Annotated in this window: 21 protein-coding genes; 6 read left to right on the top strand and 15 right to left on the bottom strand. The window is 67.1% G+C overall.

Annotated elements, in window-relative coordinates:
* Positions 1 to 28: 28 nt before the first annotated feature.
* The 5 genes from CLM73_RS10370 to CLM73_RS10390 form a co-directional block, all read right to left on the bottom strand.
* Complete coding sequence (locus CLM73_RS10370) at positions 29 to 2,464, bottom strand: TonB-dependent receptor (RefSeq protein ID WP_199778276.1); 2,436 nt, start codon at positions 2,462 to 2,464, stop codon at positions 29 to 31.
* A gap of 70 nt (positions 2,465 to 2,534) precedes the next feature.
* Complete coding sequence (locus CLM73_RS10375) at positions 2,535 to 3,587, bottom strand: FecR family protein (protein ID WP_105241462.1); 1,053 nt, start codon at positions 3,585 to 3,587, stop codon at positions 2,535 to 2,537.
* An 8-nt stretch (positions 3,588 to 3,595) separates the two neighbouring features.
* Positions 3,596 to 4,120, bottom strand: a complete 525-nt coding sequence (locus CLM73_RS10380) for a sigma-70 family RNA polymerase sigma factor (RefSeq protein ID WP_105238354.1) — start codon at positions 4,118 to 4,120, stop codon at positions 3,596 to 3,598.
* A gap of 155 nt (positions 4,121 to 4,275) precedes the next feature.
* Positions 4,276 to 4,992, bottom strand: a complete 717-nt coding sequence (locus tag CLM73_RS10385) for a GntR family transcriptional regulator (protein WP_105238355.1) — start codon at positions 4,990 to 4,992, stop codon at positions 4,276 to 4,278.
* 15 nt (positions 4,993 to 5,007) lie between these two features.
* On the bottom strand, positions 5,008 to 6,783 hold the full coding sequence (locus CLM73_RS10390; RefSeq protein WP_105238356.1) for an IlvD/Edd family dehydratase: 1,776 nt from the start codon (positions 6,781 to 6,783) through the stop codon (positions 5,008 to 5,010).
* 220 nt (positions 6,784 to 7,003) lie between these two features.
* Here CLM73_RS10390 and CLM73_RS10395 point away from each other — a divergent pair, with 220 nt between their 5' ends.
* Positions 7,004 to 7,999 carry a Bug family tripartite tricarboxylate transporter substrate binding protein gene (locus CLM73_RS10395; RefSeq protein ID WP_105238357.1) on the top strand — a complete coding sequence of 332 codons (996 nt, stop codon included), beginning with the start codon at positions 7,004 to 7,006 and terminating at the stop codon, positions 7,997 to 7,999.
* A gap of 289 nt (positions 8,000 to 8,288) precedes the next feature.
* Positions 8,289 to 10,286, top strand: a complete 1,998-nt coding sequence (gene pdeR, locus CLM73_RS10400) for a cyclic di-GMP phosphodiesterase (protein ID WP_105238358.1) — start codon at positions 8,289 to 8,291, stop codon at positions 10,284 to 10,286.
* Positions 10,287 to 10,310: 24 nt separating this feature from the next.
* Here pdeR and CLM73_RS10405 read toward each other — a convergent pair whose 3' ends face one another.
* On the bottom strand, positions 10,311 to 11,195 hold the full coding sequence (locus CLM73_RS10405) for a crotonase/enoyl-CoA hydratase family protein (RefSeq protein ID WP_105238359.1): 885 nt from the start codon (positions 11,193 to 11,195) through the stop codon (positions 10,311 to 10,313).
* Between the two features lie 322 nt (positions 11,196 to 11,517).
* Entirely contained in the window at positions 11,518 to 12,261 is a 744-nt protein-coding gene (locus CLM73_RS10410) for an SDR family oxidoreductase (RefSeq protein WP_105238360.1), read from the bottom strand.
* Between the two features lie 129 nt (positions 12,262 to 12,390).
* Here CLM73_RS10410 and CLM73_RS10415 point away from each other — a divergent pair, with 129 nt between their 5' ends.
* Complete coding sequence (locus CLM73_RS10415; RefSeq protein WP_105238361.1) at positions 12,391 to 13,302, top strand: LysR family transcriptional regulator; 912 nt, start codon at positions 12,391 to 12,393, stop codon at positions 13,300 to 13,302.
* Here the strand turns inward: CLM73_RS10415 and CLM73_RS10420 are convergent.
* Positions 13,281 to 14,675, bottom strand: a complete 1,395-nt coding sequence (locus tag CLM73_RS10420; protein ID WP_105238362.1) for a GntP family permease — start codon at positions 14,673 to 14,675, stop codon at positions 13,281 to 13,283. The two genes, CLM73_RS10415 and CLM73_RS10420, sit on opposite strands and share 22 nt — an antisense overlap.
* 182 nt (positions 14,676 to 14,857) lie before the next feature.
* Between CLM73_RS10420 and CLM73_RS10425 the strand changes: the two genes are divergently transcribed.
* Positions 14,858 to 15,592, top strand: a complete 735-nt coding sequence (locus CLM73_RS10425; RefSeq protein WP_105238363.1) for a class I SAM-dependent methyltransferase — start codon at positions 14,858 to 14,860, stop codon at positions 15,590 to 15,592.
* Here the strand turns inward: CLM73_RS10425 and CLM73_RS10430 are convergent.
* From CLM73_RS10430 to CLM73_RS10455, 6 genes are all read right to left on the bottom strand, one after another.
* Complete coding sequence (locus tag CLM73_RS10430; RefSeq protein ID WP_105238364.1) at positions 15,589 to 16,026, bottom strand: NUDIX hydrolase; 438 nt, start codon at positions 16,024 to 16,026, stop codon at positions 15,589 to 15,591. The two genes, CLM73_RS10425 and CLM73_RS10430, sit on opposite strands and share 4 nt — an antisense overlap.
* A gap of 49 nt (positions 16,027 to 16,075) precedes the next feature.
* A complete protein-coding gene (locus CLM73_RS10435) occupies positions 16,076 to 17,287 on the bottom strand; it encodes a hypothetical protein (RefSeq protein ID WP_105238365.1) in 1,212 nt (403 codons plus the stop codon).
* Positions 17,288 to 17,399: 112 nt separating this feature from the next.
* The gene (locus tag CLM73_RS10440; protein ID WP_199778321.1) at positions 17,400 to 18,641 is read right to left on the bottom strand and encodes an ABC transporter substrate-binding protein; all 1,242 of its coding nucleotides are present in this window, start codon (positions 18,639 to 18,641) and stop codon (positions 17,400 to 17,402) included.
* A 171-nt stretch (positions 18,642 to 18,812) separates the two neighbouring features.
* Positions 18,813 to 19,556, bottom strand: a complete 744-nt coding sequence (locus tag CLM73_RS10445; RefSeq protein ID WP_105238367.1) for a GntR family transcriptional regulator — start codon at positions 19,554 to 19,556, stop codon at positions 18,813 to 18,815.
* Positions 19,557 to 19,570: 14 nt separating this feature from the next.
* The gene (locus tag CLM73_RS10450) at positions 19,571 to 21,175 is read right to left on the bottom strand and encodes an AMP-binding protein (protein WP_105238368.1); all 1,605 of its coding nucleotides are present in this window, start codon (positions 21,173 to 21,175) and stop codon (positions 19,571 to 19,573) included.
* A 3-nt stretch (positions 21,176 to 21,178) separates the two neighbouring features.
* Positions 21,179 to 22,219 carry a cyclase family protein gene (locus tag CLM73_RS10455; RefSeq protein WP_105238369.1) on the bottom strand — a complete coding sequence of 347 codons (1,041 nt, stop codon included), beginning with the start codon at positions 22,217 to 22,219 and terminating at the stop codon, positions 21,179 to 21,181.
* A gap of 103 nt (positions 22,220 to 22,322) precedes the next feature.
* Between CLM73_RS10455 and CLM73_RS10460 the strand changes: the two genes are divergently transcribed.
* Both CLM73_RS10460 and CLM73_RS10465 read left to right on the top strand, forming a co-directional pair.
* A complete protein-coding gene (locus CLM73_RS10460; RefSeq protein WP_105238370.1) occupies positions 22,323 to 23,315 on the top strand; it encodes a Bug family tripartite tricarboxylate transporter substrate binding protein in 993 nt (330 codons plus the stop codon).
* Positions 23,312 to 24,034 (top strand): SDR family oxidoreductase, encoded by a 723-nt coding sequence (locus CLM73_RS10465; protein WP_105238371.1) that lies wholly within the window; start codon positions 23,312 to 23,314, stop codon positions 24,032 to 24,034. Before CLM73_RS10460 ends, CLM73_RS10465 begins: the two co-directional genes overlap by 4 nt.
* A 991-nt stretch (positions 24,035 to 25,025) precedes the next feature.
* Here CLM73_RS10465 and CLM73_RS10470 read toward each other — a convergent pair.
* Complete coding sequence (locus CLM73_RS10470) at positions 25,026 to 25,913, bottom strand: GlxA family transcriptional regulator (protein WP_418904947.1); 888 nt, start codon at positions 25,911 to 25,913, stop codon at positions 25,026 to 25,028.
* Positions 25,914 to 25,976 lie beyond the last annotated feature (63 nt).

The following is a 25,976-nucleotide window of genomic DNA, read 5'->3' on the forward strand; positions in this document are numbered from 1 at the left end:
GGCGCTACTCATAGAACGCCAGTCACCCTCAAAAATCAATCTGCGCCGACAACAAGAACGTACGCGGCGCAGCAACCGTCGCGTACGAGCCGCTGGCCAGCCAGAAGTCCTTGTTGAACAGGTTCTCGATGTTCGCGCGGAACACCACGGCGCGGCCCAGGATCTCGGTGTTGTAGCGCGCCCCGATGTCGTAGCGGGTCCACGAGGGCAGGCTGATCGTGTTGGCGGCGTTGAAGTACATCGACGACGTGTGGATCACGCGGGCGTTCAGGCTCAGGCCGTGGACCCACGGGGTGTCCCAGTCCACGCCCAGGTTGAAGGTGCTCTTCGGCACGCCGTTGGCGTCGTTGCCGTCGTTCACGCCGCCTGCGGTTTGCTTGAGCGTGGCGTCGTAGAACGTGGCGCTGGCCATCATGCGCAGACCCGGCATGGCTTCGCCGAAGGCGGCCAGTTCCAGGCCGCGGTTGCGCTGTTCGCCGTCGAAGCTGTAGATCCGCGTGTCGGGATCGGTCATCGAGTTGGGACGCGTGATCTGGAACACCGAGGCGCTGGTGATGATCTTGCCCCAGTCGACCTTGACGCCCGCTTCATACTGCTTGGACTTGTAGGGCGCGAAGACCTGGCCGGCGTTGGCCGCGGTGGCGGGCGCGATGCCGCCGCGCGTCAGGCCGGACGTGAAGTTGCCGTACAGCGAGACGTTGGAGATCGGCTTGAACACGATGCCGGCGACCGGCGAGATCGCGCTTTCGTCGTACGAGCCGGTGCGCGCGCCGGTGGCGGTGGAGTAGTTGTCGAGGGCGACGCGCTGGTTGCGCATGCCGCCGGTGATCAGCAGGGTGTCGCCGGCGAAGGACAGGGTGTCGGTCAGCGTATAGCTGGTCAGCTCGGTCTTGGACGCCTTTTGCGGCGCGCCGCGGTCGGCGGTGACGGGCGGCAGCGGGGCGGGACGGAAGATGCTGGACGGGACGCCGGGACCGGAGGACGTGACGTAGGCGTTGCCGGCCTCCTGGTTCAGGCGCGTGGCCGACAGGTTCACGGTGTGGCCGATGCCCCAGGTGTCGAAGCGGGCGCGCAGGCCGACGTCGCCAGTCCACGTGCGCGAGTACGAGTCGTAATAGGCGTTGGACACCGTGAAGTTGCCCAGCGCGTCGGCAGGACCCGACGGGAAAGTCTGCTCGGCGGTGCCGTAGCGGTAGCCGGTGGCGCCGTAGACCATCAGGTGGTCGTTGATGTCGTACTCGAGGCGTGTGGCCACGGTCGAATCGTTCAGCTTGAGTTCGGTGCCCGGGTAGAAATTGCGGTGGCCCGAGGGCGGCGAGGGCAGCGACGTCACGTTCGACTGAAAGCCGATCTGCGGACGGAAGTTGTCGATGTTCTCGTGCTGGGTATAGGCGTCCAGCGACCAGCGCAGCTTGGTGCCGCGATAGTCCAGCGCCAGCGCGCCAACGCCTTGTTCCTGCCTGCCGTCGTCAATGTTCGTGTCGCCATTGCTGTAGACGCCGTTGACGCGGATGCCCCATTCGTTGTTGTCGCCAAAGCGCCGGCCCATGTCGAGCTGGCCGCCCAGTTGCGACTTGCTCTGGTAGGTGGTCGTCAGGCGCGTCAGGGGCTCGTCGCCGGCGCGCTTGGTGACGATGTTGATGCCGCCGCCGATGCTGCCGTTGGGGCCGATGCCGTTCATCAGCGTGCCGGGGCCCTTCAGGACTTCGACGCGCTCCATCATGGCGGCGGGCATGCGGCTGGCGGATGCCAGGCCGTACAGGCCGTTCAAGCCGACGTCGCCCGCGGCCACGGAGTAGCCGCGGATCTGGAACTCGTCGGAAAAGCCGCCGCTGGAGGTGGTGGTGCGGACCGAGGATTCGCTGATGACGATATCGGCCAGCGTGCGCGCCTGCTGGTTCTCGATCATCTGCGAGGTGTAGTTGGTGGTGCTGAACGGCACGTCCATGACGTCACCGGTGCCCAGTACGCCCAGGCCGCCGCCGCGCGCCACCTGGCCGCCCGCGAAGGGCGCGGGCAGGTTGGGGTCGGCGGCGGAAGCGGTGACCGTCACGGCGGGCAGGTTCGTGGTCGCGATGCCCGCGCCGGCGGGGCGATCCAGCACGTAGCTGCCGTTCGACTGCGGCAGCACGCGGATGCCGGTGCCGGCCAGCAGGGCGTCCAATCCGCCGCGCACGCCGTACGTGCCGCGCAGCCCGTTGCTTTGCAGGCCGGCCGTCACTTCGGGCCGGAACGACAGCACGATGCCGGCTTCACGTCCGTAGCGGCCCAGCGCGTCCTCGAGCGATCCCGCGGGGATGTCAAAGCTGCGGCTGGCGGCGGCCTGCGCGTGGGCGGCGGTGGGGATGGCGAACGCGGGCGCCGCGAGCAGCGTGGCGGTGGCGATGCGGCCCGCCAGGCGCGCCGTGGCGGCGCGTCGCAGGAAACGGGAGGACTGGCGCTTGGGCGCCCGGACGTGATTCATGAACTGGCCTTTCAGAGAGGTGAGGTTGCTATGTGCTCACCTGCCTTGACCCGCCAGATCGCAAAACGGATCAACTATTTTGTAACGGCGGTGTGGGGCGTGCCGCGCCGGGGCCGGCGATGAGGTGCAGGCGGCGTCCGCGCCAGAGCCGTGTCTCGGTTTCGACGCGGATATCCAGCGTGGCGCTGAGCGCGGCCAGCACCTTGTCCACGTTGCTGACGGGAAACGAGCCCGACAGCCGCAGGTCCGACACGGCAGGGTCGCAGCTGATCGTGTCACGGCTATAGCGGCCCAGCTCGGCAACGAAGTCGGCCAGGCGCATGCCGCGCGCGACGATGAAGCCGTCCTTCCAGGCGACCTGGTTTTCCTCGGCGGCGGCGGGCTGCGCGACACGGCCCGCCGAGTAGTTGGCGCGCAATCCCGCTTGCAACGTCAGTGCGTGCTCGGCGTCGTTGCGCGGCCGGATCTGGACCGCGCCCTGGAACACGCTGACTTCCGTCGAGCCATCCAGCAGCCGCACGGCGTACTCGGTGCCCAGTGCGCGGGCGGTGCCGTGGGCGGTCTCGACGCAGAAAGGGCGGTTGGGCCCGCTCGATTCATGGGCCGTCGTGATCAGGATCTCGCCTGCGAGGAGCGTCACGCGCCGGTGTTCGGCGGTGTAGCTTACGTCGATGGCGCTGTCCGTGTTCAACACCACGCGGGTGCCATCCGGCAGCGAGAGGTTGCGGCGTTCGCCGATGGCGGTGCGGTGGTCTGATGTCCAGGTGCGCCACGGCGTGATCTGGCCGACGCCCCAGGCCGCGCCGCTTGCAATGGCCAGGGCGCTCATGGTTTTCAGTGCGCGGCGGCGCTGGGCGGAGGCGGGCGCGGCCAGGGCTGCCTGCGCGATGGCCGCGTTGGCGGGTCCGGCGAGCGGCCGCAGCGTGCCCTGCACGGATTCGATGCGCAGCCACGCGCGCTCGTGGTCCGGGTGCGCGGCACGCCACGAGGTCCATTCACGCACCGTTTCCGGCGCGACAGGGTCGTCCTGCAGTTCCACCAGCCATTCCAGCGCGCGTTGCGCGACGGCGGGCGGCAGGGTGGAGGCGTCGCGCGTGTTGCCGTACCAGGACGAGGCGGACATGCGCCGGGTCATCCGGTAAAGGAAAGATCGGCAAAGCAGCAGCGCTGCAGGGCCTTGACGAGGTAACGCTTGACGGTGGGGACCGAAATGCCCAGCGCGTCGGCGACCTGGGCATGCGTGTGCCCCTCCAGTTGCGACAGCAGAAAGGCCTGCCGCACGATGGCGGGCAGACCGTCCAGCAGGCGGTCCAGCTCCAGCAAGGTTTCCAGCACGATGGCCCGGTCCTCGGGCGACCAGTGCACGGCTTGCGGCGCCTGGGCCAGCGCTTCTAGATACGCGCGCTCCAGCTTCTCGCGGCGCCAGTGGTTGGACACCAGGTGCTGCGCCACGGTGGTCAGAAACGCGCGCGGTTCCGTCAGCGTCGCGGGAATGCGTTCGCTGCTCAGCAGGCGAATGAAGGTGTCGTGCGCCAGGTCTTCGGCCTGATCCGCGTTGCCCAGGCGTCGGCGAAACCAGCCCCTGAGCCAGGAGTGGTGGTCGCTATAAAGCGTTTCGATGGAGGAGGGGAAGGCGCATCCCGGCGTACTCAACATCCAACCTTTTGGTCAAGCCGCCGGCGCCTCGCAGTCGGAGACGGGACAACTGCACATGCGAATTTCTGGAAATAGTAATTGTTATTATTACCGATTCCGGGCAGGGCTTGTCAAATTGTTGCCGGTTGCGGGTAACCGGGCGTTGCCGTTAAACGTCAGCGTGGCGCGGCAGGCGCCAGAAAGGCGCCCTGGGTTTGCGCATACGCCTGTTGCGAGGCCAGATAGGCGTCGCGCGACGGAATCAGGTGATCGCGGCACACCGCCATCAGCGCGTCGCGATCGCCGTCGCGCAGCGCCTGGATCATCGTCCAGTGTTCCTGGCGCGCGCGTTCGCGGTGACCGGCCGTCACCAGCGAGCCGAAGCGGATCGGATGGGTGCGGCGCGCGTATTCCTCGATGGCCTGTCCCAGCACCGCGTTGTCCAGCAGCCCCACGAATTCACGATGAAAGCGCTGGTTGCTGCGGAACACGCGGCGCGCGTCGCCGGCCGCGACGGCGGCATCGTGTTCGCGCTGCACCATCACCAACGCCGCCAGCCGCGCCTCGGACACGGGCAGCGGCATCTGGCGGGCGGCGTGCACTTCCAGCACTTCTCGCAAGGCGTACAGCTCCATCACCTCGCGCACGGAAAACGCACGCACCACCGCGCCGATGTTGCGCTTTTTCTCGACCACGCCCAGCAGTTCCAGGTCGACCAGCACCTGGCGCACGGCGTGCCGCTTCATGCCAAAGCGCGCCATCAGCTCGTCCTCGGTCAGGCGTTCGCGCGGATGCAGCCGGCCGAAGACGATGTCTTCTTCCAGTGCGGCCACCGCTGCCTGGACGGCGTCGGGGGCGGGTTCCTGCAAGGCGGCGGGCGTGATGGCGTTCATGGCGGAGCGAAGGCGTTACTTCTTGGGGACGGTGTCGTTCGTGACGCCGGCACGCAGGAAGTCGAAGTCGACGCCCTGGTCGGCCTGCGTGACGGACTGCAGGAACAGCTTGCGGTAGCCGCGGTCGGCAACGGGGCGGGTGATGGGCTGGGCGGCGGCGCGGCGCGCCAGCTCGGCGTCGTCGACCAGCAGCGCGATTTCGCGCTGGGCCACCGACAGGCGGATGCGGTCGCCGTTCTGCACATACGCCAGCGGGCCGCCGATGGCGGATTCGGGCGTGACGTGCAGCACGATGGTGCCGGCCGCGGTGCCGCTCATGCGGCCGTCCGAGATCCGGACCATGTCCTTGACGCCCGCGCGGGCCAGCTTCTTGGGAATGGGCATGTAGCCGGCTTCGGGCATGCCCGGCGCGCCGGTGGGGCCGATGCGCTTGAGCACCAGGATGTCGTCGGCCGTCACGTCCAGCGCGTCGTCGTCGATGCGGCGCGCCATGTCTTCGGCGTCCTCGAACACCACGGCGCGGCCTTCGTGCTCCATCAGCTTGGGGTTGGCTGCCGATTGCTTGATGATGGCGCCGCCGGGCGCGAGGTTGCCGCGCAGCACGGCCAGGCCGCCGACCGGATAGATCGGCGCGTCGGCCGTGCGGATGACGTCCTGCTTGAAGGGCGGCGGGGCGTCGTCCAGTTCTTCGCCGAGCGTGCGGCCGGACACGGTGAGGACGTCCAGATGCAGGAACGGGCGCAGCTCGCGCAGCAGCGCCGGCATGCCGCCCGCATCGTGGAAGTCTTCCATATAGTGCTGGCCCGACGGCTTCAGGTCGACGAGCACGGGCGTCTCGCGGCTGATGCGGTCCAGGCCCGCCAGGTCGATGTCGATGCCCAGGCGGCCGGCGATGGCGGTCAGGTGGACGATGCCGTTGGTCGACCCGCCGATGGCGAGCAGCACGCGCAGGGCGTTTTCGATGGACTTGCCGTTCAGGATGCGGTCCGGGGTCAGGCGCGAGGCCGCCATGGCGACGGCGGTGGCGCCGGTGTGTTCGGCCACGCGGACGCGGTCGGCGGTGACGGCCGGGGCGGACGCGCCGCCCGACACCATCATGCCCAGGGCTTCGGTGATGCAGGCCATGGTGCTGGCCGTGCCCATGACGGAACAGGTGCCGACGCTGGCCACAAGCTGGTTGTTCACATCGGCGATCTCGACGGCGTCGATCTCTTCGGCGCGATAGCGGCCCCAGTAGCGGCGGCAGTCCGTGCAGGCGCCCACGCGTTCGCCGCGGTGCGAGCCGGTCAGCATCGAGCCGGTGACGAGCTGAATGGCGGGCACGCCGGCCGAGGCGGCGCCCATCAGTTGCGCGGGCACGGTCTTGTCGCAGCCGCCGATCAGCACGACGGCGTCCATCGGCTGCGCGCGGATCATCTCCTCGGTGTCCATGGACATGAGGTTGCGCAGGTACATGCTGGTGGGTTGCGAGAAGCTCTCGTGCACCGAGATGGTGGGAAAGTCCATGGGCAGGCCGCCGGCGAGCATGACGCCGCGCTTGACGGCCTCGATCAGCTGCGGTGCGTTGCCGTGGCAGGGGTTGTAGCTGCTGCCGGTGTTGACGATACCGATGATGGGACGGGCCAGCGCGTCGTCCGACAGGCCGGCGCCCTTGATGAAGGCTTTGCGCAGGAACAGCGAAAAACCAATGTCGCCGTAGTTGGTCAGCCCGCGGGCGACGCCGCGCGCGGTGGCGCTGTCGCTGTCAAAGGGGCCCTTGCCGGGCTTGCCGCCCTTGGTGTCGTCCGTCATTTTCAGTCCCGATAATATTATTGATAATCCAGGTTAGACATCATATCCAGCCCTTTAGGCGGCCTGCAAGCGGTTTATGGCGGCGTGGTTATTGATCTGAATTGAAGATCAGTCGATAGAAAAATACCGATTCTTCAATCAAGAGACGACCCCTACACTGGCGCCGTTGACGAACCGGGCGTCCGATCATTCCTATACCCATCCCGGCTGGAGAGACCACATGTCAGACCTGCGTCTGCGGCCGCGCCGCGCCGTGCTGTTTTCCCTGCTGGCCGTGTGCGCCGGTATTGCTGCCCCGGCGTATTCGGCCGACGCCTATCCCGACAAGCCCATCCGCATGATCGTGCCTTACCCGCCCGGCGGCGCCACCGACGTGATCGGCCGCGTGCTGGCGCAGGAACTGACGGGTGCGCTGGGCCAGACCGTGGTGGTGGAAAACCGCGCGGGCGCCGCCGGCAACATCGGTGCGGACCAGGTCGCCAAGGCTCAGCCCGATGGCTACACGCTGCTGATGGGCGCGCTGACCAGCCACTCCATCAACGCCGCGCTGTACCGCGGCCGCGTCACGTACGACGTGGAAAAGAGCTTCGCGCCGGTCGCCATCGTGGGCACGGTGCCCCTGGTGTTCGTGGTGAACCCGTCGGTGCCGGCCAAGACGCTGCCCGAATTCATCGCGCTGGCCAAGTCCAAGCCCGGCTACATGACCATGGCGTCTGCCGGCAACGGCTCGCCCCAACATCTGGCCGGCGAAATGTTCAAGCGCACCGCGGGCGCAGACATCCTGCACGTGCCCTACAAGGGCAGCGGTCCCGCCATGACCGACCTGATGGGCGGCCAGGTGCTCAGCATGATCGAGACCGTGCCTGCGGCGCAGGGCAACATCAAGGCGGGCAAGCTGCGCGCGCTGGCGGTGACCTCGTCGCAACGCGTCGATGCGCTGCCTGACGTGCCCACCGCCGCCGAAGCCGGCCTGAAGGACTTCGAGGTGAGCTCGATGTTCGGCATCGTGGCCCCGGCCAACACGCCGGCGCCAGTCATCGACCGCCTGAATGCCGAGCTCAAGAAGATTCTGGCCAAGCCCGAGGTCAAGGCGTCGCTCTTGAACCAGGGCGCAATTGCCACGTGGACGACGCCCGCCGATGCCGGCGCACGCGTGTCCGCCGAAGTCGCGCGCTGGACCAAGGTGATCGACGAGGCGGGCGTGAAGGGCGAGTAAGCCGCTTCTGCCGGCGCGCCACGCGCCATTCCCGACACGCGCCGGAAATTCGCCACGAATTTCCGGCGTTCTCTTTTTTGCGGCTACTGAAAGGAAACGAAATAATCGCTTCCGCCAATTTGTGCACTGCGCTGGGAAAGCCGCTGTATTTCACAGAATTGCATAACGCCGCTGAACGGCTACGCAATAAATCGCAATAAAGCGTTTTCAGGCCCAGAAAAGGTGGTTGACCCCAAATTCAGTAGACCGTAATGTGTTCCGCGGGCCTTAGGACGGCGGGGGGATACCAATGACTGAGAACCAGGACGAAAAATCGATCCTGCACACGCATTTCGGTACGCATAGCCCATATTGGCGTTTGTCCGCCGATAGCGATGCGATTGAACTCGCCGCAGTCAAGGGCGCGACCAATATCGCCATGGCCTTGCGCCCGGATCAGGCCGAAGCCGTGCGCAGCCTGACGGGCATCACGTCAAGCGTGCGGATCGACATCATGCTGTATGGCGATCTGCTGCATCTGCACCTGGTCGGCCGCAAGATCAATCCCAACGAATGGGCCGGCACCGCATCGGCCCACACCGATACCGAATCCGTCGCCAAGGACCTCGTCGAAGGTCTGTCGTTTGCCGAAACGGTGGTGTCCGAAGCCAATTCGGTCATCGTGATCGTCGACCAGAACGGGCGCGTGCAGCGCTTCAACAAGCTCAGCGAGGAATACACCGGCAAGCGCGAACAGGACATCGTGGGCCGCAGCGTCTTCGAGATGTTCATGACGCGCGAAGAGGCCATTGCCTCGCGGCGCAATATCGCCGAGTTCTACAAGCGCGGGCAGTCGTACGAGGTCGAGCGCACGATCAACACGGTCAAGGGCCCGCGCCTGTTCCTGTTCCGCAATAAGTTCGTCACCAGCGGCAGCGGCGAAAAGCGCGTCTACCTGATCTGCTCGGGCACCGACATCACCGAAGAACGCCAGGCGCAGGAGCGTCTGCGGGTGCTGGCCAATACCGACATGCTGACCAACCTGCCCAACCGCCACGCGATCACGTCGCGGTTGAAGGCGGCGCTGGCGGCGGGCCGGGAAGGGCGGGGCGGCGTGCTGTTCCTGGACCTGGACAACTTCAAGCGCATCAACGACCACTACGGCCACGGTTTTGGCGACCGGCTGTTGAAAGCAGTGGCGGTCGCGATTTCGACCTGCCTGTCCGAAGGCCAGACGCTGGCGCGCCTGGGCGGCGACGAGTTCATCGTGCTGCAGGAAGAGGCGCAGGCCTGGCAGCTTGAGGCCACGGCGCAGCGCATCATCGACCGCCTGCGCGAACCCTTCCGTCAGGGCCTCATCGAGGTCTACACCAGTTGCTCAATCGGCATTGCGATGTACCCCGACCACGGCGCAGACCTGGACAGCGTGGTGCGTAGCGCCGATATCGCCATGTACGTGGCCAAGGAAGCGGGTCGCCATACGTACCGCGTGTTCCAGCCCGATATGGATCGCCGCAACGCGGACTATGTCTGGCTGGACACGAACCTTCGCAAGGCGCTGGCCGAGAACCACCTGATGCTGTACTACCAGCCCAAGCTGGTCGGCCGCACGGGCGAGGTCGACGGCGTGGAAGCGCTGGTGCGCTGGCGTTCACCCGAGCGCGGCATGGTGGGCCCCGATACCTTCATCCCGTATGCCGAGGAGTCGGGCCTCATTTCGCCGCTGGGCGTCTGGGTGATGCGCGAAGCCGCCCGGCAGGCCGCGGCCTGGAAGCGAGAGGGCCTGAATCTGCGCATCGCGATCAACATGTCGGCCCGCCAGCTTGACGACAAGGGCGTGGTCAGCGAGTTCATGCGGGCCATCAGCGACGCGAACCTCAACCCCTGCCTGGTCGACATCGAGCTCACGGAAAGCTGCCTGATCGACGATGAAGACGCCGCCATCGAACTCATCAAGCAGTTCCGGCAATTGGGGGCGCGCGTGCATCTGGATGATTTCGGCACGGGCTATTCGTCGCTGTCGCAGCTGGCGCGCATTCCGCTGGACGCAATCAAGCTCGACGCCAGCTTCGTGCGGGGCGTCAACGAGAATCCGGTGTCGCAGGCGCTTGCGCGCGCCATCGTCGCCGTGGCGCGCACGCTCGAGCTCCAGGTGATTGCCGAGGGCGTGGAGACCCAGGAAGAAACCGTCTTCCTGGACACCCTGGGCGTGGACGCCAAGCAGGGCTACCTGTACGCCAAGCCCATGCCCGCGGCAGAGCTCACCGCCTGGCTGGCGCAGCGCCGCCGGCTGCATCTCATTGCGTGACGCAACCGGCGGCTTGCCGCCGGATCAGTGCATGGTGGCCACTTCGGTGGCCTCCGAACTGCTCGCCGTGCGGCGGTTCTGCGCCATCACCAGCCGCTCCATATAGGCACGGTCCTTCGGATCGATCGAGAAGGCGGCCTCGACCCAGTCCTCGGTAATGTCCATCAGCTCGGCGCGCGGCAGGGTCAGCACGCGTTGGCGGGCGCGCAGCATGGCGCGCATGCCGTTGAGCTTGGGCCGCATCACGTCGATGAAGGTGCGCGTGGCCTTGAAGGCCTCGCCCGGCTCGAACAGCACGTCCACCAGACCGCGGCCGTGGTACCACTCGGCCGTGTGCGATTCGCCGGTGCTGATCAGCTCCTCGGCCAGCTTCATGCCGGAGCGGCGCGCGACGAGCGAATAGCCGCCCATGCCGGGGAACAGGTTGAACGCCATCTCAGGGAAGCCCATGCGCGCATTGTTCTGCGCGAGCACGAAGTGGTGGGCCAGCGCGGCCTCGAAGCCGCCGCCCAGCGCGGTGCCTTCGATCATGGCGAGCGAAATGGCGCCGGTATCAAAACCCCGCGTGGCGGCATGCACGCAGTCGACGCATGCACGGGCATAGGCCCGCAGCGCTTCGCGCTTGCCGGTGCGGATGGCCTCGGCAAAGAAGTTCAGGTCGCCGCCGACGTTGTAGATCTGCGGCACCAGCGAGCCGGTGACCCAGAAGTCGATGGGCAGGCCGGAATCCTTGGCGGCGCGCGCCAGGGTCATGATCTCGTCGATGAGTTCAAGGTTAAAGCACGGGCGCGGTTGCGCGCGCAGCATCATCCACATGACACGGCGACCTTCCTCGTAATACGCGGAGATCTGCTTCAGATTGCCTGCGGCGGTAAAGGGGTGGCAGTCCGGATGAATGAGTTGATTCATTGCTTTCGTCCAATCGATCAAGGTGAGTCGGAGTACTGCCGGGTCAGGCTAAACCACGGCTTACGGACTCCGTCTCATGCAAACCTCGTCCAACTGGCCAGACTTTTCCGTAAATCAAAGTCCCGAGCGCGCGAACTGAAATTTTGAAAACTGCGGATGACGCCTCGGTCCATCGGGCGAGGCGCGCATGGGTAATTCGGATGAGGACATCAGCAAATATGCGGCATTCAGCACCGTGAAAGAAAAGCCCGGCCGAAGGGCCGGGCTCGTGCGTTGGGATGAGTGCGCGCTTGCAGTCCGCGTCGGCGCGCGCGAAAAATTTTCAGGCCACGCCGCCATTCGCGCGCACGATCTGCCCGTTTACCCACCCGCTGTCGGGTCCCGCCAGGAACGAGACGATGCCCGCGATGTCATCCGGTTGGCCCAGGCGTTCCAGCGGTGGCATTTTGGCGTAGTGCTCGATCAGTTCGGGGCTCTTGCCCTTGAAGAACAGCTCGGTGGCCACAGGCCCGGGGGCGACCGCGTTGACGGTGATGCGGCGTCCGCGCAGTTCCTTGGCGAAGACCTGCGTCAGGCTTTCGACGGCGGCCTTGCTGGCGATGTAGACCGAGTAGCCGGGCAGGTTGAGTGCGACGGTGGTGCTGGACACGTTGACGATGCTGCCCCCATCGGTCATTCGGGCGGCGGCCTCGCGCAGCGTGTTGAAGGTGCCACGGGTGTTGATGTCGAACGTCCGGTCGTACAGGTCGTCGCTGGTTTCGGCCAGCGGTTGCACCTGCAGCACGCCCGCGCTGTTGACCAGCACGTCGATCCGGCCGAATTCGGCGTGAACGGCATCGAACATCGCACGCACGTCATCGGGCTTGGCGACATCGGCGCGCACGGCCAGGGCGCGTCCACCGCCTTGGCGGACTTCGCCGGCCAGCGCATCGGCTTCTGTCGCGCTGGAAGCGTAGTTGATGGCGACGGCAAACCCGTCATTTGCCAGGCGGCGCACGATGGCGGCGCCGATGCCGCGCGAGCCGCCGGTGACGAGGGCAACGCGCGGGGAAGCTTGGTCGTTCATGGGTTCTCTCCTTTTGTTGGATGGGTGAGAGGAATGATCGACTATTCCGATCCAAAGATAATTACGCGCACTTTGCTAAGATAATTTCATTTGCTTTAACAATAGCGATAACGATAGCGGGCCAAGGGCATGGATCGATTTCAGGAAATGCAGGTGTTCGTGCGCATTGCCGAGCGGGGCAGTTTCACCAAGGCGTCGGACGACCTGCGCATCCCGCGCGCCACCGTCACCAACCTGATCAAGCGCATGGAAGCCCGATTGGGCGCGCGGCTGCTCGACCGCACGACGCGGCAGGTCCGGCTGACGCACGACGGCGAGGCCCATTACCAGCGCTGCGTGCGGCTGCTGGCGGACCTGGAGGAGGCCGACGCCGCTTTCCTTGATAAAGCGCCCAAGGGCCTGCTGCGGGTCAATGCGCAGGGCACGCTGGCCCGGTTCTTCGTGATGCCCGGTCTGCCGGACTTTCTGCAGCGTTATCCCGACATCGCCTTGCACCTGGGCGAGGACGACCGGCTGGTGGATCTGGTGCGCGAAGGCGTGGACTGCGTGTTGCGCGCGGGCGTGCCGCAAGACTCCACGCTGGCCGGCCGGACGATCGCGCAGATGCCGCAGGTGACGGTCGCCAGCCCCGCCTATCTGGCCCGCCACGGGGTGCCGGACACCGTGCAGGCGCTGGAACGCCATCTGGCCGTGGACTACGTGTCCAGCGTGACGGGCCGCGCCGTGCCACTGGATTTTCTGGTGGACGGGCGCTGCGTGCAGGTGCGCCCGCGTGCCGTCGTCAGCGTGAGCGGGGCCGAGCTCTATACCAGCGCGGCGCTGGCGGGCCTGGGATTGGTGCAGGTCCCGCGCTACCGCGTCGAGCGCGAACTGGCGGCGGGGCACCTGAAGATCGTGCTGCCCCACGCGCCGCCCGCACCCATGCCGGTTTCGGTCCTGACGCCGCAGAACCGGCAGGTGCCGGCGCGGGTGCGCGTGTTCACGCAGTGGCTGGCGGGGGTGTTTGCCGCCGCCTTCGATCAGACGATGCCAGTCAGGTAGAACACGCCGATCACCAGGAACACCGACAGCGTCGATATCAGCGTGATGGCGAAGATGTCGCCGTAGGATTGGCGGTGCGTGAGGCCGGTGACGGCCAGCAGCGTGATGACCGCGCCGTTATGCGGGAGCGTGTCCATGCCGCCGCTCGCCATCGCGGCGACCCGGTGCAGCACCTCCATGGGGATGCCCGCCGCCAGCGCGCCGTCGATGAAGGTCTGCGACATCGCGGCCAGCGCGATGCTCATGCCGCCCGATGCCGAACCGGTGATGCCGGCCAGCGTCGTCACCGCGACGGCTTCGCCCACCAGCGGATCGGGAATGGCCTTCAGGGCCTGCGCAACGAGCAGAAAGCCCGGCAGCGCGGCAATGACCCCGCCAAATCCGTACTCGGCCGCGGTGTTCATCGACGCCAGCAGCGCGCCCGACACGGCGCTCTTGCTGCCTTCGGCGAAATGCGACTTGATGGCGCGGAACGAGAAGAGCAGGATGGTGACGATGCCCGCGATCAGCGCGCCCATCACGGCCCACAGCGCCACCTGTTCCTCGGCGTTGACGGGCAGGGGTTTGGCCAGGCCGGGCAGGTCGACTTCGGAACCGGCCGGGTACCAGCCCGGGATCCAGCGTGTCAGCAGAAAATTCATCACGCCCACGACCACCAGCGGCAGCAATGCGATCAGCGGATGATGGTCCCGTTCGCCAGTGGGCGCCGCGGGCTCGTTGCGCAGGTCCGTGCCGTAGGTCTCGCCAGCCGCGGCGGCGCGTTTGCGGCGCCATTCCAGGTAGGCGATGCCGGCGGTCAGCGTGAACGCGGCGCCGATGAGGCCCAGCCAGGGCGCGGCCCAGGTCGTGGTCTCGAAGAACGTGGTGGGAATGATGTTCTGGATCTGCGGCGTGCCGGGCAGCGCCGTCATGGTGAAGGTGAAGGCGCCCAGCGCAATCGCGCCCGGCATCAGGCGCTTGGGGATGTCGCCCTGACGGAACATTTCGGCGGCAAACGGGTAGACCGCGAACACCACCACGAACAGCGACACGCCGCCGTAGGTCAGCACCGCGCACACCAGCACGATGGCCACGATGGCGCGTTCGGCGCCGATCAGACGCAGCACCGCCTGCACGATGGCGCGTGAAAAGCCCGATAGCTCGATGAGCTTGCCGAACACGGCGCCCAAGAGGAACACGGGGAAATAGAGCTTGGCAAAGCCCGCCATGCGCTCCATGAAGATGCCCGAGAACACAGGCGCCAGCGCTGAAGCGTCTGTCAGAAGGACCGCGCCCATGGCTGCAACGGGCGCGCACAGGATGACGCTGTAGCCTCGATACGCCGCCAGCATCAGAAACGCCAGCGCCGCCACCACGATGAACAATCCGGTCATTCGGTACTCCAGGAATGAAGAGACAAGGGGTGTGGGGCTACACCTTAACTTACTGGGCGGAAGGCTTCGTGACGGGTGGGAGTGCTCGCTGGTGCGACGGTGTCTGACACCGTCGCGGACAGACGCCAAGGGTGGGTATAGTAGGCCGGCGCCGGCGCAGGGCCGGCTGCAAGGGAGGAGACATGGCAGAGCAGACCCCCGACCACGCGCATTGGGCGGCGGTGGCGGATCAGTGGATTGCGTGGGCGGGCACGCCGGGGCACGACGCTTTCTGGGCGTACCGCGACGGCTTCGTGGACTATCTGGGCGCAGGCGACGGCCGTCGTGCGTTGGAGATCGGCTGCGGGGAAGGGCGCATCAGCCGCGAAGCGCGCGCGTTGGGGTATCGCGTCACCGCCACCGATGCGGTGACCGCGATGGTCGATGCAGCGCGCGCGGCGCAGTCCGCCGATGACTACGCGGTGGCGCCTGCCGCCCAGCTGCCATTTGCCGACGGCACCTTCGATCTGGTGATCGCCTACAACGTGTTGATGGACGTGGACGACGTGCCGGCCGCGCTGCGCGAAGCTCGGCGTGTGCTCGCGCCGGGCGGCACGCTGTTCATTTCGCTGGTGCACCCGTTCCGCGACCGTGGCCGGTTTGCGAACGCGTCGCCCGATGCGCCGTTCGTGGTGGACGGCGCCTACTACGGCCGCGAGCGTTTTGAAGGCGTGGAATCGCGCAACGGCCTGGCCATGCACTTCGCGGGATGGTCGCTGCCGCTGCAGGACTACATGGCGGCGCTGGAGGCCGCAGGTCTGGCGATCGTCTCACTGCGCGAACCGAAGCCGGACACGGCCGGCAATGCGCAGATGGCGCAATGGTCACGCATTCCGATGTTTCTGTGGGTCAAGGCGCGCGCCATTTCCGGCGCCTAGCGCGCCGCCATCAGGTCGGCAGCCTTATGCGCCAGTTCCGCCACCCCGAAGCTCGTGGCCAGTGCGTGGGCGTCCAGATCGGCCAGGGAGACCCAGCGCACGTCGCGTGCGTCGTCGCCCGCGACCGGTTCGCCGGATACCCAGCGGCATAGCACCGCGATCAGGATGAAGTGGCGGCGCAGCGCGCCTGCGTCGTCGCGGTCGAAGACGTCGACGGCGTCGAAGACGTGCAGCGGCTCGGCCGTGACGCCGGTTTCCTCCAGCAGTTCGCGCGCCGCGGCGTCAGGAAGGGATTCGCCCGCGTCGATCTTGCCGCCCGGAAACGCCCAGCGGTCCTGATCGGGCGGGTTGGCGCGGCGTACCAGCAGCACGTGGCCGTCGCGCACGACGGCGGCGATGGTGGCGGCGATGGGGCGTGGGGCGGGGGCGGTCATGCGGGTCTCCGGCGGCAGTCAGGCATCCCGCAAGGATACGCGGGTCCGTTCACACCTCTTCAATGCGTTGCTTCGGCGCGAACGGCGTACCCAGATCAAGCAGCGCGTAGATGCGTTCGGTGATGCGCTGGCGCCGCGTCGGCCGGCCCATGCGCCATCGCATGTCCAGCCAGAGGAGCGGTAGTGCAAAGCACAGCCACACCAGCAGGAACATGCCCAGGATGAACAGCGCGACTTCCGGATAATCTCCCTGCAACGCCTCGGCATCCATGAACCAGGTCAGCCCAATGAGAAACAGCCAGACCGCAAGCATCAACCCGCCGATGGCCTTGAGCATCGGCGCGCGCTGGTTCATGCCGACGCCGACCGGCGTGTCGCGGCCGAGATTGGCGCGGAATCGCAGATGGCACATGTAGGCGCGGCCGTCTTCCTGATTGCGCAAGGCATACACCGCATGCGGTTCGTCCGGCGCCGGCTGGGCATTGACGGCCATCTCGACATGATCGTCCTGCGCCAGGAACGGCTGCCAGCTTCCCAGCGATTCATCGACCGTCATCAGGAACTGCCGGTCCTGGACGGAAAACCGATAGTGGCCGTAGGTCGGGCCCTTGTGCACGTGCCGCGTTTCATGCGTGATTCCGTCGAGCTGGCCTCGGATCAGGAGCAGCGGCGGATCGCCATCCTGCGTCAATGCGGCCGGTTGCTGCCGCAGCGGCGGGGCGGCGGGTGCGGTGTTCGCCGCCGCTGGCCGCCGGGTGGGATCGAACTGGGCTTCGCTGGCGAGGATGCGCGGCCGCTCGCGGCGGTTGTGCCAGAGGACGTGCACGGCATTCGCGGCAAGCACCAGCGCCATCAGCGCGATCGCGAGCGCGAACACCATCAGGAAGACGCGCGGCAGCGTGGCTATTCCAGACAGCCACGCCGCGCCGAGGGCGACCACGCCCACGGCGCCGCAGATGGCGGCCTCGCGTCCGCTGCGCCGTTGCGCGGTCTGGTAGGTGAGCGGCGCAATGGGTTGGCCCTGTGCGGGCACGGCCCAGCAAAAGCGGTTCAGGCCATGCTCGGCCTCCAGCACGCCAATGCGCACGGCCGTGCCTTTGTCGTGGAAGGCGCGCAGCTGGGCGATATGCGAGGGGTCCAGCCCGGAACCCCAGATCGTCTCCGCGCCGATCCGCAGGAAGACGTCATTTCGGTGGACCGGCGTTGCGAGCCGGATCTGGTCGATGGTTCCCTCGATGATGCGGGCTGCGCGTTGCGGCATGTCGGAGCGGCGAAAGGCAAAGCGGCAAGGATAACGCGGCGGGCGTCACCCGCGTCACCCGCGGCGGATGCCGCCCGCCGCGGGAACGCCCGCCGCGGGATCGCCCGCCGCGTTACTTCTTGACCAGCGGGCAGGTCGACCGCGACAGCGGCATGAAGGCCTGATCGCCCGGCAGCGTGGCCACCAGCTTGTAGTAGTCCCACGGCCGTTTCGATTCCGACGGATTCTTGACCTCGAACAGGTACATGTCGTGGACCATCCGGCCGTCTTCGCGGATGCGGCCGTTGGTGGCGAAGAAGTCGTTGATGGGCGTGGCTTTCATCTGCTTCATCACCGCCGTGGGCTCGTCGGTGCCTGCCGCCTGCACTGCCTTCAGGTAATGCATGACCGACGAGTACGTGCCCGCCTGGCTCATGTTGGGCATCTTCTTGAGCTTGTCGTAATAGCGCTGCGACCAGGCGCGCGTCTGGTCGTTCATGTCCCAGTAGAAGGCTTCGGTCAGCGTCAGGCCGGCGGCGGCGTCCAGGCCGATGGCGTGGATGTCGTTGATGTAGAGCAGCAGGCCCGCCATCTTCTGCCCGCCCTTGGTCAGCCCGAACTCGCTGGCCGCCTTGATGGCGTTGACGGTGTCGCCGCCCGCGTTGGCCAGGCCCACGATCTGCGCCTTGCTGGCCTGTGCCTGCAGCAGATACGAGGCGAAGTCGCTGGAGCCCAGCGGGTGGCGCGACGCGCCCAGCACCGTGCCGCCGTTGGCCTTCACGACGTCGGTGGCCGAGGCCTGCAACGTGTGGCCGAACGCGTAGTCGGCCGTCAGGAAGTACCAGCTCTTGCCGCCTTGCTCGACGGTGGCGCGCGCGGTGGTGTTGGCCAGCGACCAGGTGTCGTAGGTGTAGTGCACGGAATACGGCGAGCACAGATCGTTGGTGATGCGCTCGGTGCCCGGTCCGCTGAAGACGACGATCTTTTTCTTCTCCCGCGCCACCTCCAGCACGGCCAGCGCGGGCGCGGAGCCGGCGACGTCCATGATGGCGTCGACCTTCTGGACGTCGTACCACTCGCGCGCCTTGGCGGCGGCGATGTCGGCCTTGTTCTGATGGTCCACCACCAGCAGGTCCACCTTCTTGCCCAGCACGGTGCCGCCGAAGTCGGCAATCGCCATCTCGGCCGCGGTGGCGCTGCCCTTGCCGGTCACGTCGGCATAGACGCCGCTCATGTCCAGGATCAGACCGAGCCGAACCACGTCGTCGGAAACGGCGGGGGCGGGCGCTTGCGCGTGCGCGCCGGTGGCGGCAAGGGCGGTCGCGGTAAAGGCGGTCGTGGCGAACAAGCGAACGAACGTGCTGCGGCACTGCATTGAAATCCGGGTCCTGTCGGCATGTCTCATGGTTGTCTCCCTGTATGCCGGATTCTTTTCGGATATGGCGGGCGCTTTGTAGGTTTTATCTGCTGCTGCACCCTGTGTGTTCGGACGGCGGCGGTCGATGATGGGGGGCGGTGGTCTCCTCGGGCGGGTTGGGCGGCGTGTTCAGCGGCTGGTGAGCAGGTCGAATTCCATCCGCACCTTGCGGAACGGAAACTCCAGCCGTGCGAAATACACCACGCGGCCGTCGATGCAGGCATAGCGGCGCAGCTCGGCTACGGGCGAGGACACGGGAATCTGCAGCGACTCCGCGGATTCCTGGCCAGCCTCGATCACATTGAGGACCTGGCGCGCCTCGGAAATACGCGCGCCGTAGAACTGGTCCAGCACGGGGGCGACGGTGCTTTTCTGGATGCGTGCGCGGTGCTTCCGGAAGAGGCCGCTGTCCAGGAACACTTCGCTGTAGCAGAAGGGGCCGGCGTCCGTCGTGTGAATGCGCCGCAGGTACTGGAAGCTGCCGCTGCGGTCCGCGCCGCACGGCATGCCCAGCGTGTCGGGCAGGGGCGAATCGGCGCTGGATTCCACCAGCGACACCGTGCCGAGCTGATTGCTCAGTTCGACGGTTTCGGCCCAGGTCTTGGGAATGAGCAGCGTGGGCGTTTCCGGCAGTTCGGCGTTCACGAAGGTGCCGGAGCCGCGCGAGCGCCGGATCAGGCCGTCCTCTTCCAGCAGGCCGAACGCCTGGCGGATGGTCGCGCGCGAGATGCCGTAGGTTTCCATCAGCGATTCCAGCGGCGGGATCTGCTGTCCGGGCCGCCACGTCCGGTTCTGGATGTGGCTGCGAAACAGCGCGGCGGCCTGCAGGTAAAGCGGCTGGGGACTGCGCGAAAAAAGCTTGCGGGCGGGCATGGCGGGGCGGAGGGTTATGACTCGGAAGTCGAGAGCATAGCGTCCGCCATCTCGCGCAGCCGGTGCTTCTGGATCTTGACCGAGTTGGCGCTCTCGACCGACGGAAAGGCGTCCAGCACGGTAAAGCCCGCCGGCGCCTTGAAGCCGGCCATCGCCGCCTTGCACGCCGCGGTCCAGCCGGCCGGGTCGGCCTGCGCGCCTTCCTGCAGCAGCACGAAGGCGTAGGGCACGATCTTGCCGTTGCGCGTCGCGCCCACCACCTGGCAGGCGCGCACGCCGGGCAGGGTCTCGACGACCTGTTCAATTTCGACTGGATTGACCAGAAAGCCCGACAGCCGCAGCGAGTCGCCCATCCGGGTCTGGAACACGAACTGGCGGTCGGTCAGCGTGTAGCCCAGGTCGCCGGTCTTGAAGTAGCCGTCGTCCGTCACGGCGGCGCGGGTGGCGTCCGGGTTGTCCAGGTAGCCCTGCATCAGGCTGGGCGACAGGATTTCGATTTCGCCGGACTGGCCGTGCGGCAGGACCTGGCCGGTTTCGGGATCGCGGGCGCGCACGCGGGCGGTGGGGTAGATGAGCGTGCCGCCGGGCTGGTGGCGGGCCGACACGTCGCCGTCGGCGGGGTCGCGCGGCTGGCCGGCCACCAGCGCGATCAGTTCGCTGGAACCGTACAGGCCCGTGAGCGGCACGCTGGCCGCGCGGGCCAGGTCCAGCATGTTGTCGAGCGCGGGCGTGAAGCTGGCAAAGCCGAACAATTGCACGGATGAAAACCCGCCGGGCGCGGCGGCCTGCATCATGCCGACCAGCGCCTCATTGTTGGCGTAGGTATGGGTGACGGCATGGCGGGCAATGGCTTGCGCCGATTGGGCGGCATCGAACACGGGCGCGCACACGACGGGTACGCCGCGCGCCAGGCCGCTGACCAGCGTCGCAAAGCCGAAGGCGCCGCAGAACGGCGCGCTGGCCAGCACGCAGGCCCGGTCGTCATAGCCGAACGCCTGCGCGACCATCGCGCCGTGGCGCAGCAAGGTCTTTTGATCGTGCAGCACGAACTTGGGTTTGGACGTGGTGCCGGAGGTGGTGAAGCACAACACGCCGGCATTCGCTTGCGCGACGGGTGCGGGGTCGGCGCAGGCCAGCAGCGCGTCGTACCGATGCACCGGTTTGCCGTGTAGCGATGCCGGAGGAAGTTCGTCGGGTCCGGCCAGCGCGACCGCGCCCTGCAACTGATCCACATCCACCGGCGCCACGCCATCGAGGATGCCCTGGAAGTCGATGCCCTTGAAATCCGGCCAGTACACCAGCCAGTCGGCGCGGCCGCGACCCAGGATGTCGGCCACCTCCACCGACCGGAAGCGCGTGTTGACGGCCAGCACCAGCGCGCCCAGATGGGCGCACGCAAGAAAGGATTCGACCCAGGCCGTGCAATTGGGCAGCCAGACGGCGACGCGGTGGCCGGGCTGCACGCCGATGCGGGACAGGCCCGCCGCCAGCGCGAGGCTGCGCGTGCGCAGGTCTGCGAAGCTGAGTGGCTGGTCGCGGTCGATCAGCGCAATGGCCTCGGGCTTGCGGGCGGCCAGCGCGTCCAGGTGGTCGGAGAACGTCGAGTACGGCAGGGGCATGGCTTAGACCGTGGCAATGGGCGTCACGGGCGAACCCACGGCGCCCGGCATGCGCAAGGGCGGCGCGGTCAGCAGGAACCGGCTACGGCTGTTTGCGTGGAGCCAGTCGGCCAGATCCTTCAGATACCAAAGCTCGGCCAGCGGCACGCCCAGCTTGAAGAGGCAATGGTGGTGCAGCGGCAGGATGGAATGGCCGGGGCCGGACGTGCGCGCCGGATACGATTCGACCGCGTAGTTGTCGGCGCAGATGGCCGCGATGCCGGATTGCGTGATCCAGTCCAGCAGCGCGGGGTCGGCGCCATCCAGCACCGCGCCCGTTTGCTCAAGCCGGTGCGGATCGGGCTGGCCATTCATGGCCACGACGGCTTCCGCGAAGCCGGTACGCAGCACGAGCATGTCGCCAGGCTCGGGCAGGGCGTCCTGCTCGCGCATGGCGGCCTGAAGCTGCTCATGGCCGACGATCGTGCGGCCGGGGCCGAAGGCGCGGGCCAGGTCCACCAGCACGCCGCGGCCCTGCATGCCTTTTTCGGCGTAGCGGCTGACGCTGAGCTTGCGCGCATAGGAGCCGCCGGGCGGGCAGCAGGCGGTTTCCGAGTTGTCCGGATCGGCGCCGCCAAACACGTCCACGCCGGCGGCGTAGCCGTTGTAGTAGACGCGGCGCGCCTGGCCATCGCCCTGGATGTCGAACATGGCGCCCACGTGGCACAGGCCGTCCCACTGCGTCGAATACTGCATGGACAGCGTGACCTGATCGTCCGACAGCACGTCGATGGCTTCGGGCTGCACCTGCGACATCGCAAAGTTCAGGTACGGCGTGCCTTCGCGGAAGGTGGGCTTGAGCGTGGGCGCGTGGCGGCGCGGATTGAGCACGTTGCCGCCGGGCAGGTCCAGCGGCAGCGACAGGCAGAAGACCTTGCCGGCGCGGACCTCGCGTACCGCCTGCAGGACCTTTTCCTCGGTCAGCAGGTTCAGGCGGCCCAGTTCGTCGTCCGGGCCGAAGTCGCCCCAGGTGGAACCTTCGGGGCGTTGCGTCCAGCGTTTCATCTGCTTGTCTCCTGTCGGTCTTCTATGTTCTTATGAATATAGTACGTATTTACGTACTTTAAAAAGAAATCCGCAATCAGCGGGTTCGAAAGGAGACGAGACCATGACGCAATTGCCGCATCCGCGCGCCGGATGGCGCTTCGCCCTTGCCGCGCTGGCCGTTCTGGCGCTGCCCGCGGTCCACGCCGCAGGCTATCCCGAGCATCCCGTGACCGTCGTTGTGCCGTATCCACCGGGCGGGGGCGCGGACCTCTTTGGCCGTGCCATCGCCAACGCGCTGCAACCGGGGCTGAAGCAGACGGTGTTGGTTGAAAACAAGCCGGGCGCGGGCGGCAACATCGGCATGGCTTACGTCGCCCGGGCGAAGGCCGACGGCTACACGCTGGGGCTGGGCACGATCGGCACGCAGACGATCAACCAGTTTCTCTACGGCAACATGCCGTTTGACCCCGAGCGCGACCTGGTGCCGATCGCGCTGGTGTCTACGACGCCTAACGTCATTGCCGTCAGCGCGAAGTCGCCCTACAAGACGGTGGCGGACGTGATCAAGGCGGCCAAGCAGTCGACGGACAAGAAGCTGACGTATGCGTCACCGGGCATCGGTTCGTCGGTGCACCTGACGGGGGCGTACTTCGAGGCAATGGCGGGGGTGACGATGCTGCACGTGCCGTTCAAGGGCACGTCGGCGTCGCTGCCGGCGGTGGCGGGCGGGCAGGTGGATCTGCTGTTCGACAACCTGCCGGGCGCGCTGGCGCAGATCAAGGACGGCAATCTGGTGCGCGGGGTGGCGGTGACGTCGGCCGCGCGCGATCCGTCGGTGCCGGACTTGCCTACCGTTGCCGAGTCTGGTCTGCCGGGTTTTGACGTGACGGCGTGGTTTGCGTTGTACGCGCCGCGCAATACGCCCGCGCCGGTGGTCGAGCAATTGATCAATGCGGCGCGCAGCGGCCTGGCGACGCCGGCCATCGCCGCCAATTTCGCCACCATGGGCGCCAAGCCGGGCACGCTGTTCGGCAAGGATCTGGCCGCGTTCGAATCCGCCGAACGCAAGAAGTGGGGCGGACTTATCAAGGACCAGGGAATCAAAGCGCAATGAATCCACCTATCGCTCTTGTCACCGGCGCTAGCCGGGGAATCGGCCGCGCCATCGTGGCGCGGCTGATCGAAGACGGCTTTCAGGTCGTCAATTTCAGCCGTACGTCGCCCGAGACACTGTTGCCGGGCGAGACCTTCCGCTCGGTGGATCTTTGCGACGCGGCGGCGACAGTCGCTGCGGGCCGTGAGTTGGCGGCGCAGCAGCCGGTGCTGCATCTGGTCAACAACGCGGGGATGATCCAGGTTGCCAATATCGAGGACATTACGCAGGAGGAACTGGCGCGGACGATGGCGCTGAACCTGACCGCGCCGATTTTGCTGATGCAGGCGCTGTTGCCGGGGATGCGGCAGGCGAAGTACGGGCGTGTCGTGAATATCGGCAGCCGGGCCGCGTTGGGGAAGGGTGGGCGGTCGGTGTATGGGGCGTCCAAGGCGGGGCTGGCGGGTATGACGCGGACCTGGGCGCTGGAGCTGGCGGGCGATGGCATCACGGTGAACACCGTGGCGCCGGGGCCGGTCGCGACTGAGCTGTTCAACCAGTCCAATCCGCCGGGGGCGCCGAAGACGTTGGCGCTCGAGGCGGCGATTCCCGTGGGGCGGGTGGGGCGGCCGGATGAGGTGGCGCATACGGTGGCGATGTTTCTGGATCCGCGTGCGGGGTTTGTGACGGGGCAGGTGCTTTATGTTTGCGGGGGGGTGTCGGTGGGGGTGGTGGGGTAGCTTGGATGGCCGTTGCTGATGGAGGATTGGGTTCTTTGGACGCCCGGTGCGGCGTGGGCCTGGGGTGGGCGGGGCTCCGATTGCGGTCCGGAGCCTTCGCTCCGGACTGCCCCGTGCTCAACCTCGTCCGCCTTCGGCTCCCTTCGGTTTCCGCCGGGCGCATCTAAACGCCCCGCCCACCCCAGGCCCACGCCACACCGGGCTCTGGTGATTGAATCTTCACGGGCGCTGGGGTGAGTTGGGTTCTTTAGGTTCTTGCCCACGGCGGGGTGAGAGAGAAGCGTCTTGCGGTGCCCGCCCCCGGCCGGCCGCGCGGGCGGCCTTTGGGGGCTTACGCGGTGTCTTGCGTCGTGGCGATGACGCTTCGCGCGTGGCGGCTTCTGCGTCAGGTGCCTGACACCCGGGCGAGATTCGCGTCATACCAAGTTCATCTCCCGAGGGTGTCAGACACCGGCAGCGGCAGACGCTCTCGCTACTTCAGGCGGAGCCGATCCTAATCGTCAATTGAACTCAAGTGCCCGATGGGCGGCGCGTGTACGGGTCGGCAGGTTGTGGCTGGCCGTGGACGCGCGCCGCCCATCACCGCCCCTCCCTCTGTGATGACAAGCCACTAGCAAACCAACCACCATCAGCGCGCAAGCGTGCACCGCCACGACGTCCCACCGACCCGATGCCGGGTTGCCGCCGTCCGGGCGGCAGCAACCCGGCGGCCCCGCAGATTTCCTGCCCCGACCACGGGTCTTGCAGCGCCTCAAACCAAAGACCCTAGCAGCACGGCGTCGTGGTCCCCGTGGGCACGAGCGCCGTCGATGCGCCCGAGGGAATCTGAAGGGAAGGCCGAAGGCCTGGACGAAGATGACGAAGGGGAAGTCCGGAGCGAAGGCTCCGGACCGCAATCGTGGGCGCTCGTGCCCACGGGGACCGCGGCGTCGGGCGACCTACGAAGATCGGACACCGCCTTGCCGTTATCGCCGCTGACGCAGCCTTCCCGCTATTGCCGCGGCCGCCTATGCACCGGACCTACGTGATGCTCAACGGCTTTCCTTGTCATCTTCCCGACGCTCTCCAAGGCACCGGCGCGTTCTTCGCGCAGACGCCGCAGCACTTCGGTTGGCGCGACGCCGAAGTGCGCTGCGAACTTGCGCTGGAAGGTGCGCCGCGACATGCGGCAGGCGTCTGCCATGTCGTCCACCGACCAGCGCGCCGACAGCCGTGCCTCCATTTTTTCGATCAGCTCGCGGAACGGCGCGGCCACGCGGTCTTGCAGCCGCAGCGTCTGGCTGTACTGGCGCTGGTCGCCGTTGCGGCGCATGAAGACGACCAGTCGCCGCGCGACCTGCTGGGACAGCGCCGCGCCGAAATCGCGTTCGATCAGCGCCAGCGCCAGGTCGATGCCGGCGGTGACGCCGGCGGAGGTCCAGTACTTGCCGCTTTCGATGAAGATGCGGTCGTCGTCGACACGCAGCGCGGGGTAAAGCTGGCGCAGGCGGTCGGCCGAGCGCCAGTGTGTGGTGACGGCGCGGCCGTCGAGCAGGCCGGTGGCGGCCAGCACGAATGCGCCCGTGCAGACGCTGGCGGTGCGGCGCGTTCCGGCGTCGCGGCGGCGCAGCCAGGCGCGGGTTTCGCCGTGCGCCGCGGCGCGGTCCACGCCGGGGCCGCCGGGCACCAGCAGCATGTCGATGGACGCGTCGCCGTCGTCCTCGAAGGTGCCGTCGACCTGCATGCGCAGGCCCTGTTCCCAAGTGCTCACAACCGGCGATGCCGCGATGGTGTTCATGGCATACAGCTGGCGGCCCGCTTCTTCGTTGGCCGAGCTGAAGGCCTGCCACGGGCCGGCGAGGTCCAGCGGCTGGAAGCCGTCATACAGCACGAACATCAGGCGTTGTGGCGCGATTGGCGCGCGTTCTGGCGCACCGCGCGGCGCGGGTTCGCCTATGCTGGG

The organism is Achromobacter spanius, from assembly GCF_002966795.1.
GTDB classification, from domain to species: domain Bacteria; phylum Pseudomonadota; class Gammaproteobacteria; order Burkholderiales; family Burkholderiaceae_B; genus Achromobacter; species Achromobacter spanius_D.

What these genes read in the sequence shown, in the direction of transcription:
- CLM73_RS10370 (WP_199778276.1), bottom strand. Translation starts at nt 2,464, where the DNA reads ATGAATCACGTCCGGGCGCCCAAGCGCCAGTCCTCCCGTTTCCTGCGA.
- CLM73_RS10375 (WP_105241462.1), bottom strand. Translation starts at nt 3,587, where the DNA reads ATGTCCGCCTCGTCCTGGTACGGCAACACGCGCGACGCCTCCACCCTG.
- CLM73_RS10380 (WP_105238354.1), bottom strand. Translation starts at nt 4,120, where the DNA reads ATGTTGAGTACGCCGGGATGCGCCTTCCCCTCCTCCATCGAAACGCTT.
- CLM73_RS10385 (WP_105238355.1), bottom strand. Translation starts at nt 4,992, where the DNA reads ATGAACGCCATCACGCCCGCCGCCTTGCAGGAACCCGCCCCCGACGCC.
- CLM73_RS10390 (WP_105238356.1), bottom strand. Translation starts at nt 6,783, where the DNA reads ATGACGGACGACACCAAGGGCGGCAAGCCCGGCAAGGGCCCCTTTGAC.
- CLM73_RS10395 (WP_105238357.1), top strand. Translation starts at nt 7,004, where the DNA reads ATGTCAGACCTGCGTCTGCGGCCGCGCCGCGCCGTGCTGTTTTCCCTG.
- pdeR (WP_105238358.1), top strand. Translation starts at nt 8,289, where the DNA reads ATGACTGAGAACCAGGACGAAAAATCGATCCTGCACACGCATTTCGGT.
- CLM73_RS10405 (WP_105238359.1), bottom strand. Translation starts at nt 11,195, where the DNA reads ATGAATCAACTCATTCATCCGGACTGCCACCCCTTTACCGCCGCAGGC.
- CLM73_RS10410 (WP_105238360.1), bottom strand. Translation starts at nt 12,261, where the DNA reads ATGAACGACCAAGCTTCCCCGCGCGTTGCCCTCGTCACCGGCGGCTCG.
- CLM73_RS10415 (WP_105238361.1), top strand. Translation starts at nt 12,391, where the DNA reads ATGGATCGATTTCAGGAAATGCAGGTGTTCGTGCGCATTGCCGAGCGG.
- CLM73_RS10420 (WP_105238362.1), bottom strand. Translation starts at nt 14,675, where the DNA reads ATGACCGGATTGTTCATCGTGGTGGCGGCGCTGGCGTTTCTGATGCTG.
- CLM73_RS10425 (WP_105238363.1), top strand. Translation starts at nt 14,858, where the DNA reads ATGGCAGAGCAGACCCCCGACCACGCGCATTGGGCGGCGGTGGCGGAT.
- CLM73_RS10430 (WP_105238364.1), bottom strand. Translation starts at nt 16,026, where the DNA reads ATGACCGCCCCCGCCCCACGCCCCATCGCCGCCACCATCGCCGCCGTC.
- CLM73_RS10435 (WP_105238365.1), bottom strand. Translation starts at nt 17,287, where the DNA reads ATGCCGCAACGCGCAGCCCGCATCATCGAGGGAACCATCGACCAGATC.
- CLM73_RS10440 (WP_199778321.1), bottom strand. Translation starts at nt 18,641, where the DNA reads ATGCAGTGCCGCAGCACGTTCGTTCGCTTGTTCGCCACGACCGCCTTT.
- CLM73_RS10445 (WP_105238367.1), bottom strand. Translation starts at nt 19,556, where the DNA reads ATGCCCGCCCGCAAGCTTTTTTCGCGCAGTCCCCAGCCGCTTTACCTG.
- CLM73_RS10450 (WP_105238368.1), bottom strand. Translation starts at nt 21,175, where the DNA reads ATGCCCCTGCCGTACTCGACGTTCTCCGACCACCTGGACGCGCTGGCC.
- CLM73_RS10455 (WP_105238369.1), bottom strand. Translation starts at nt 22,219, where the DNA reads ATGAAACGCTGGACGCAACGCCCCGAAGGTTCCACCTGGGGCGACTTC.
- CLM73_RS10460 (WP_105238370.1), top strand. Translation starts at nt 22,323, where the DNA reads ATGACGCAATTGCCGCATCCGCGCGCCGGATGGCGCTTCGCCCTTGCC.
- CLM73_RS10465 (WP_105238371.1), top strand. Translation starts at nt 23,312, where the DNA reads ATGAATCCACCTATCGCTCTTGTCACCGGCGCTAGCCGGGGAATCGGC.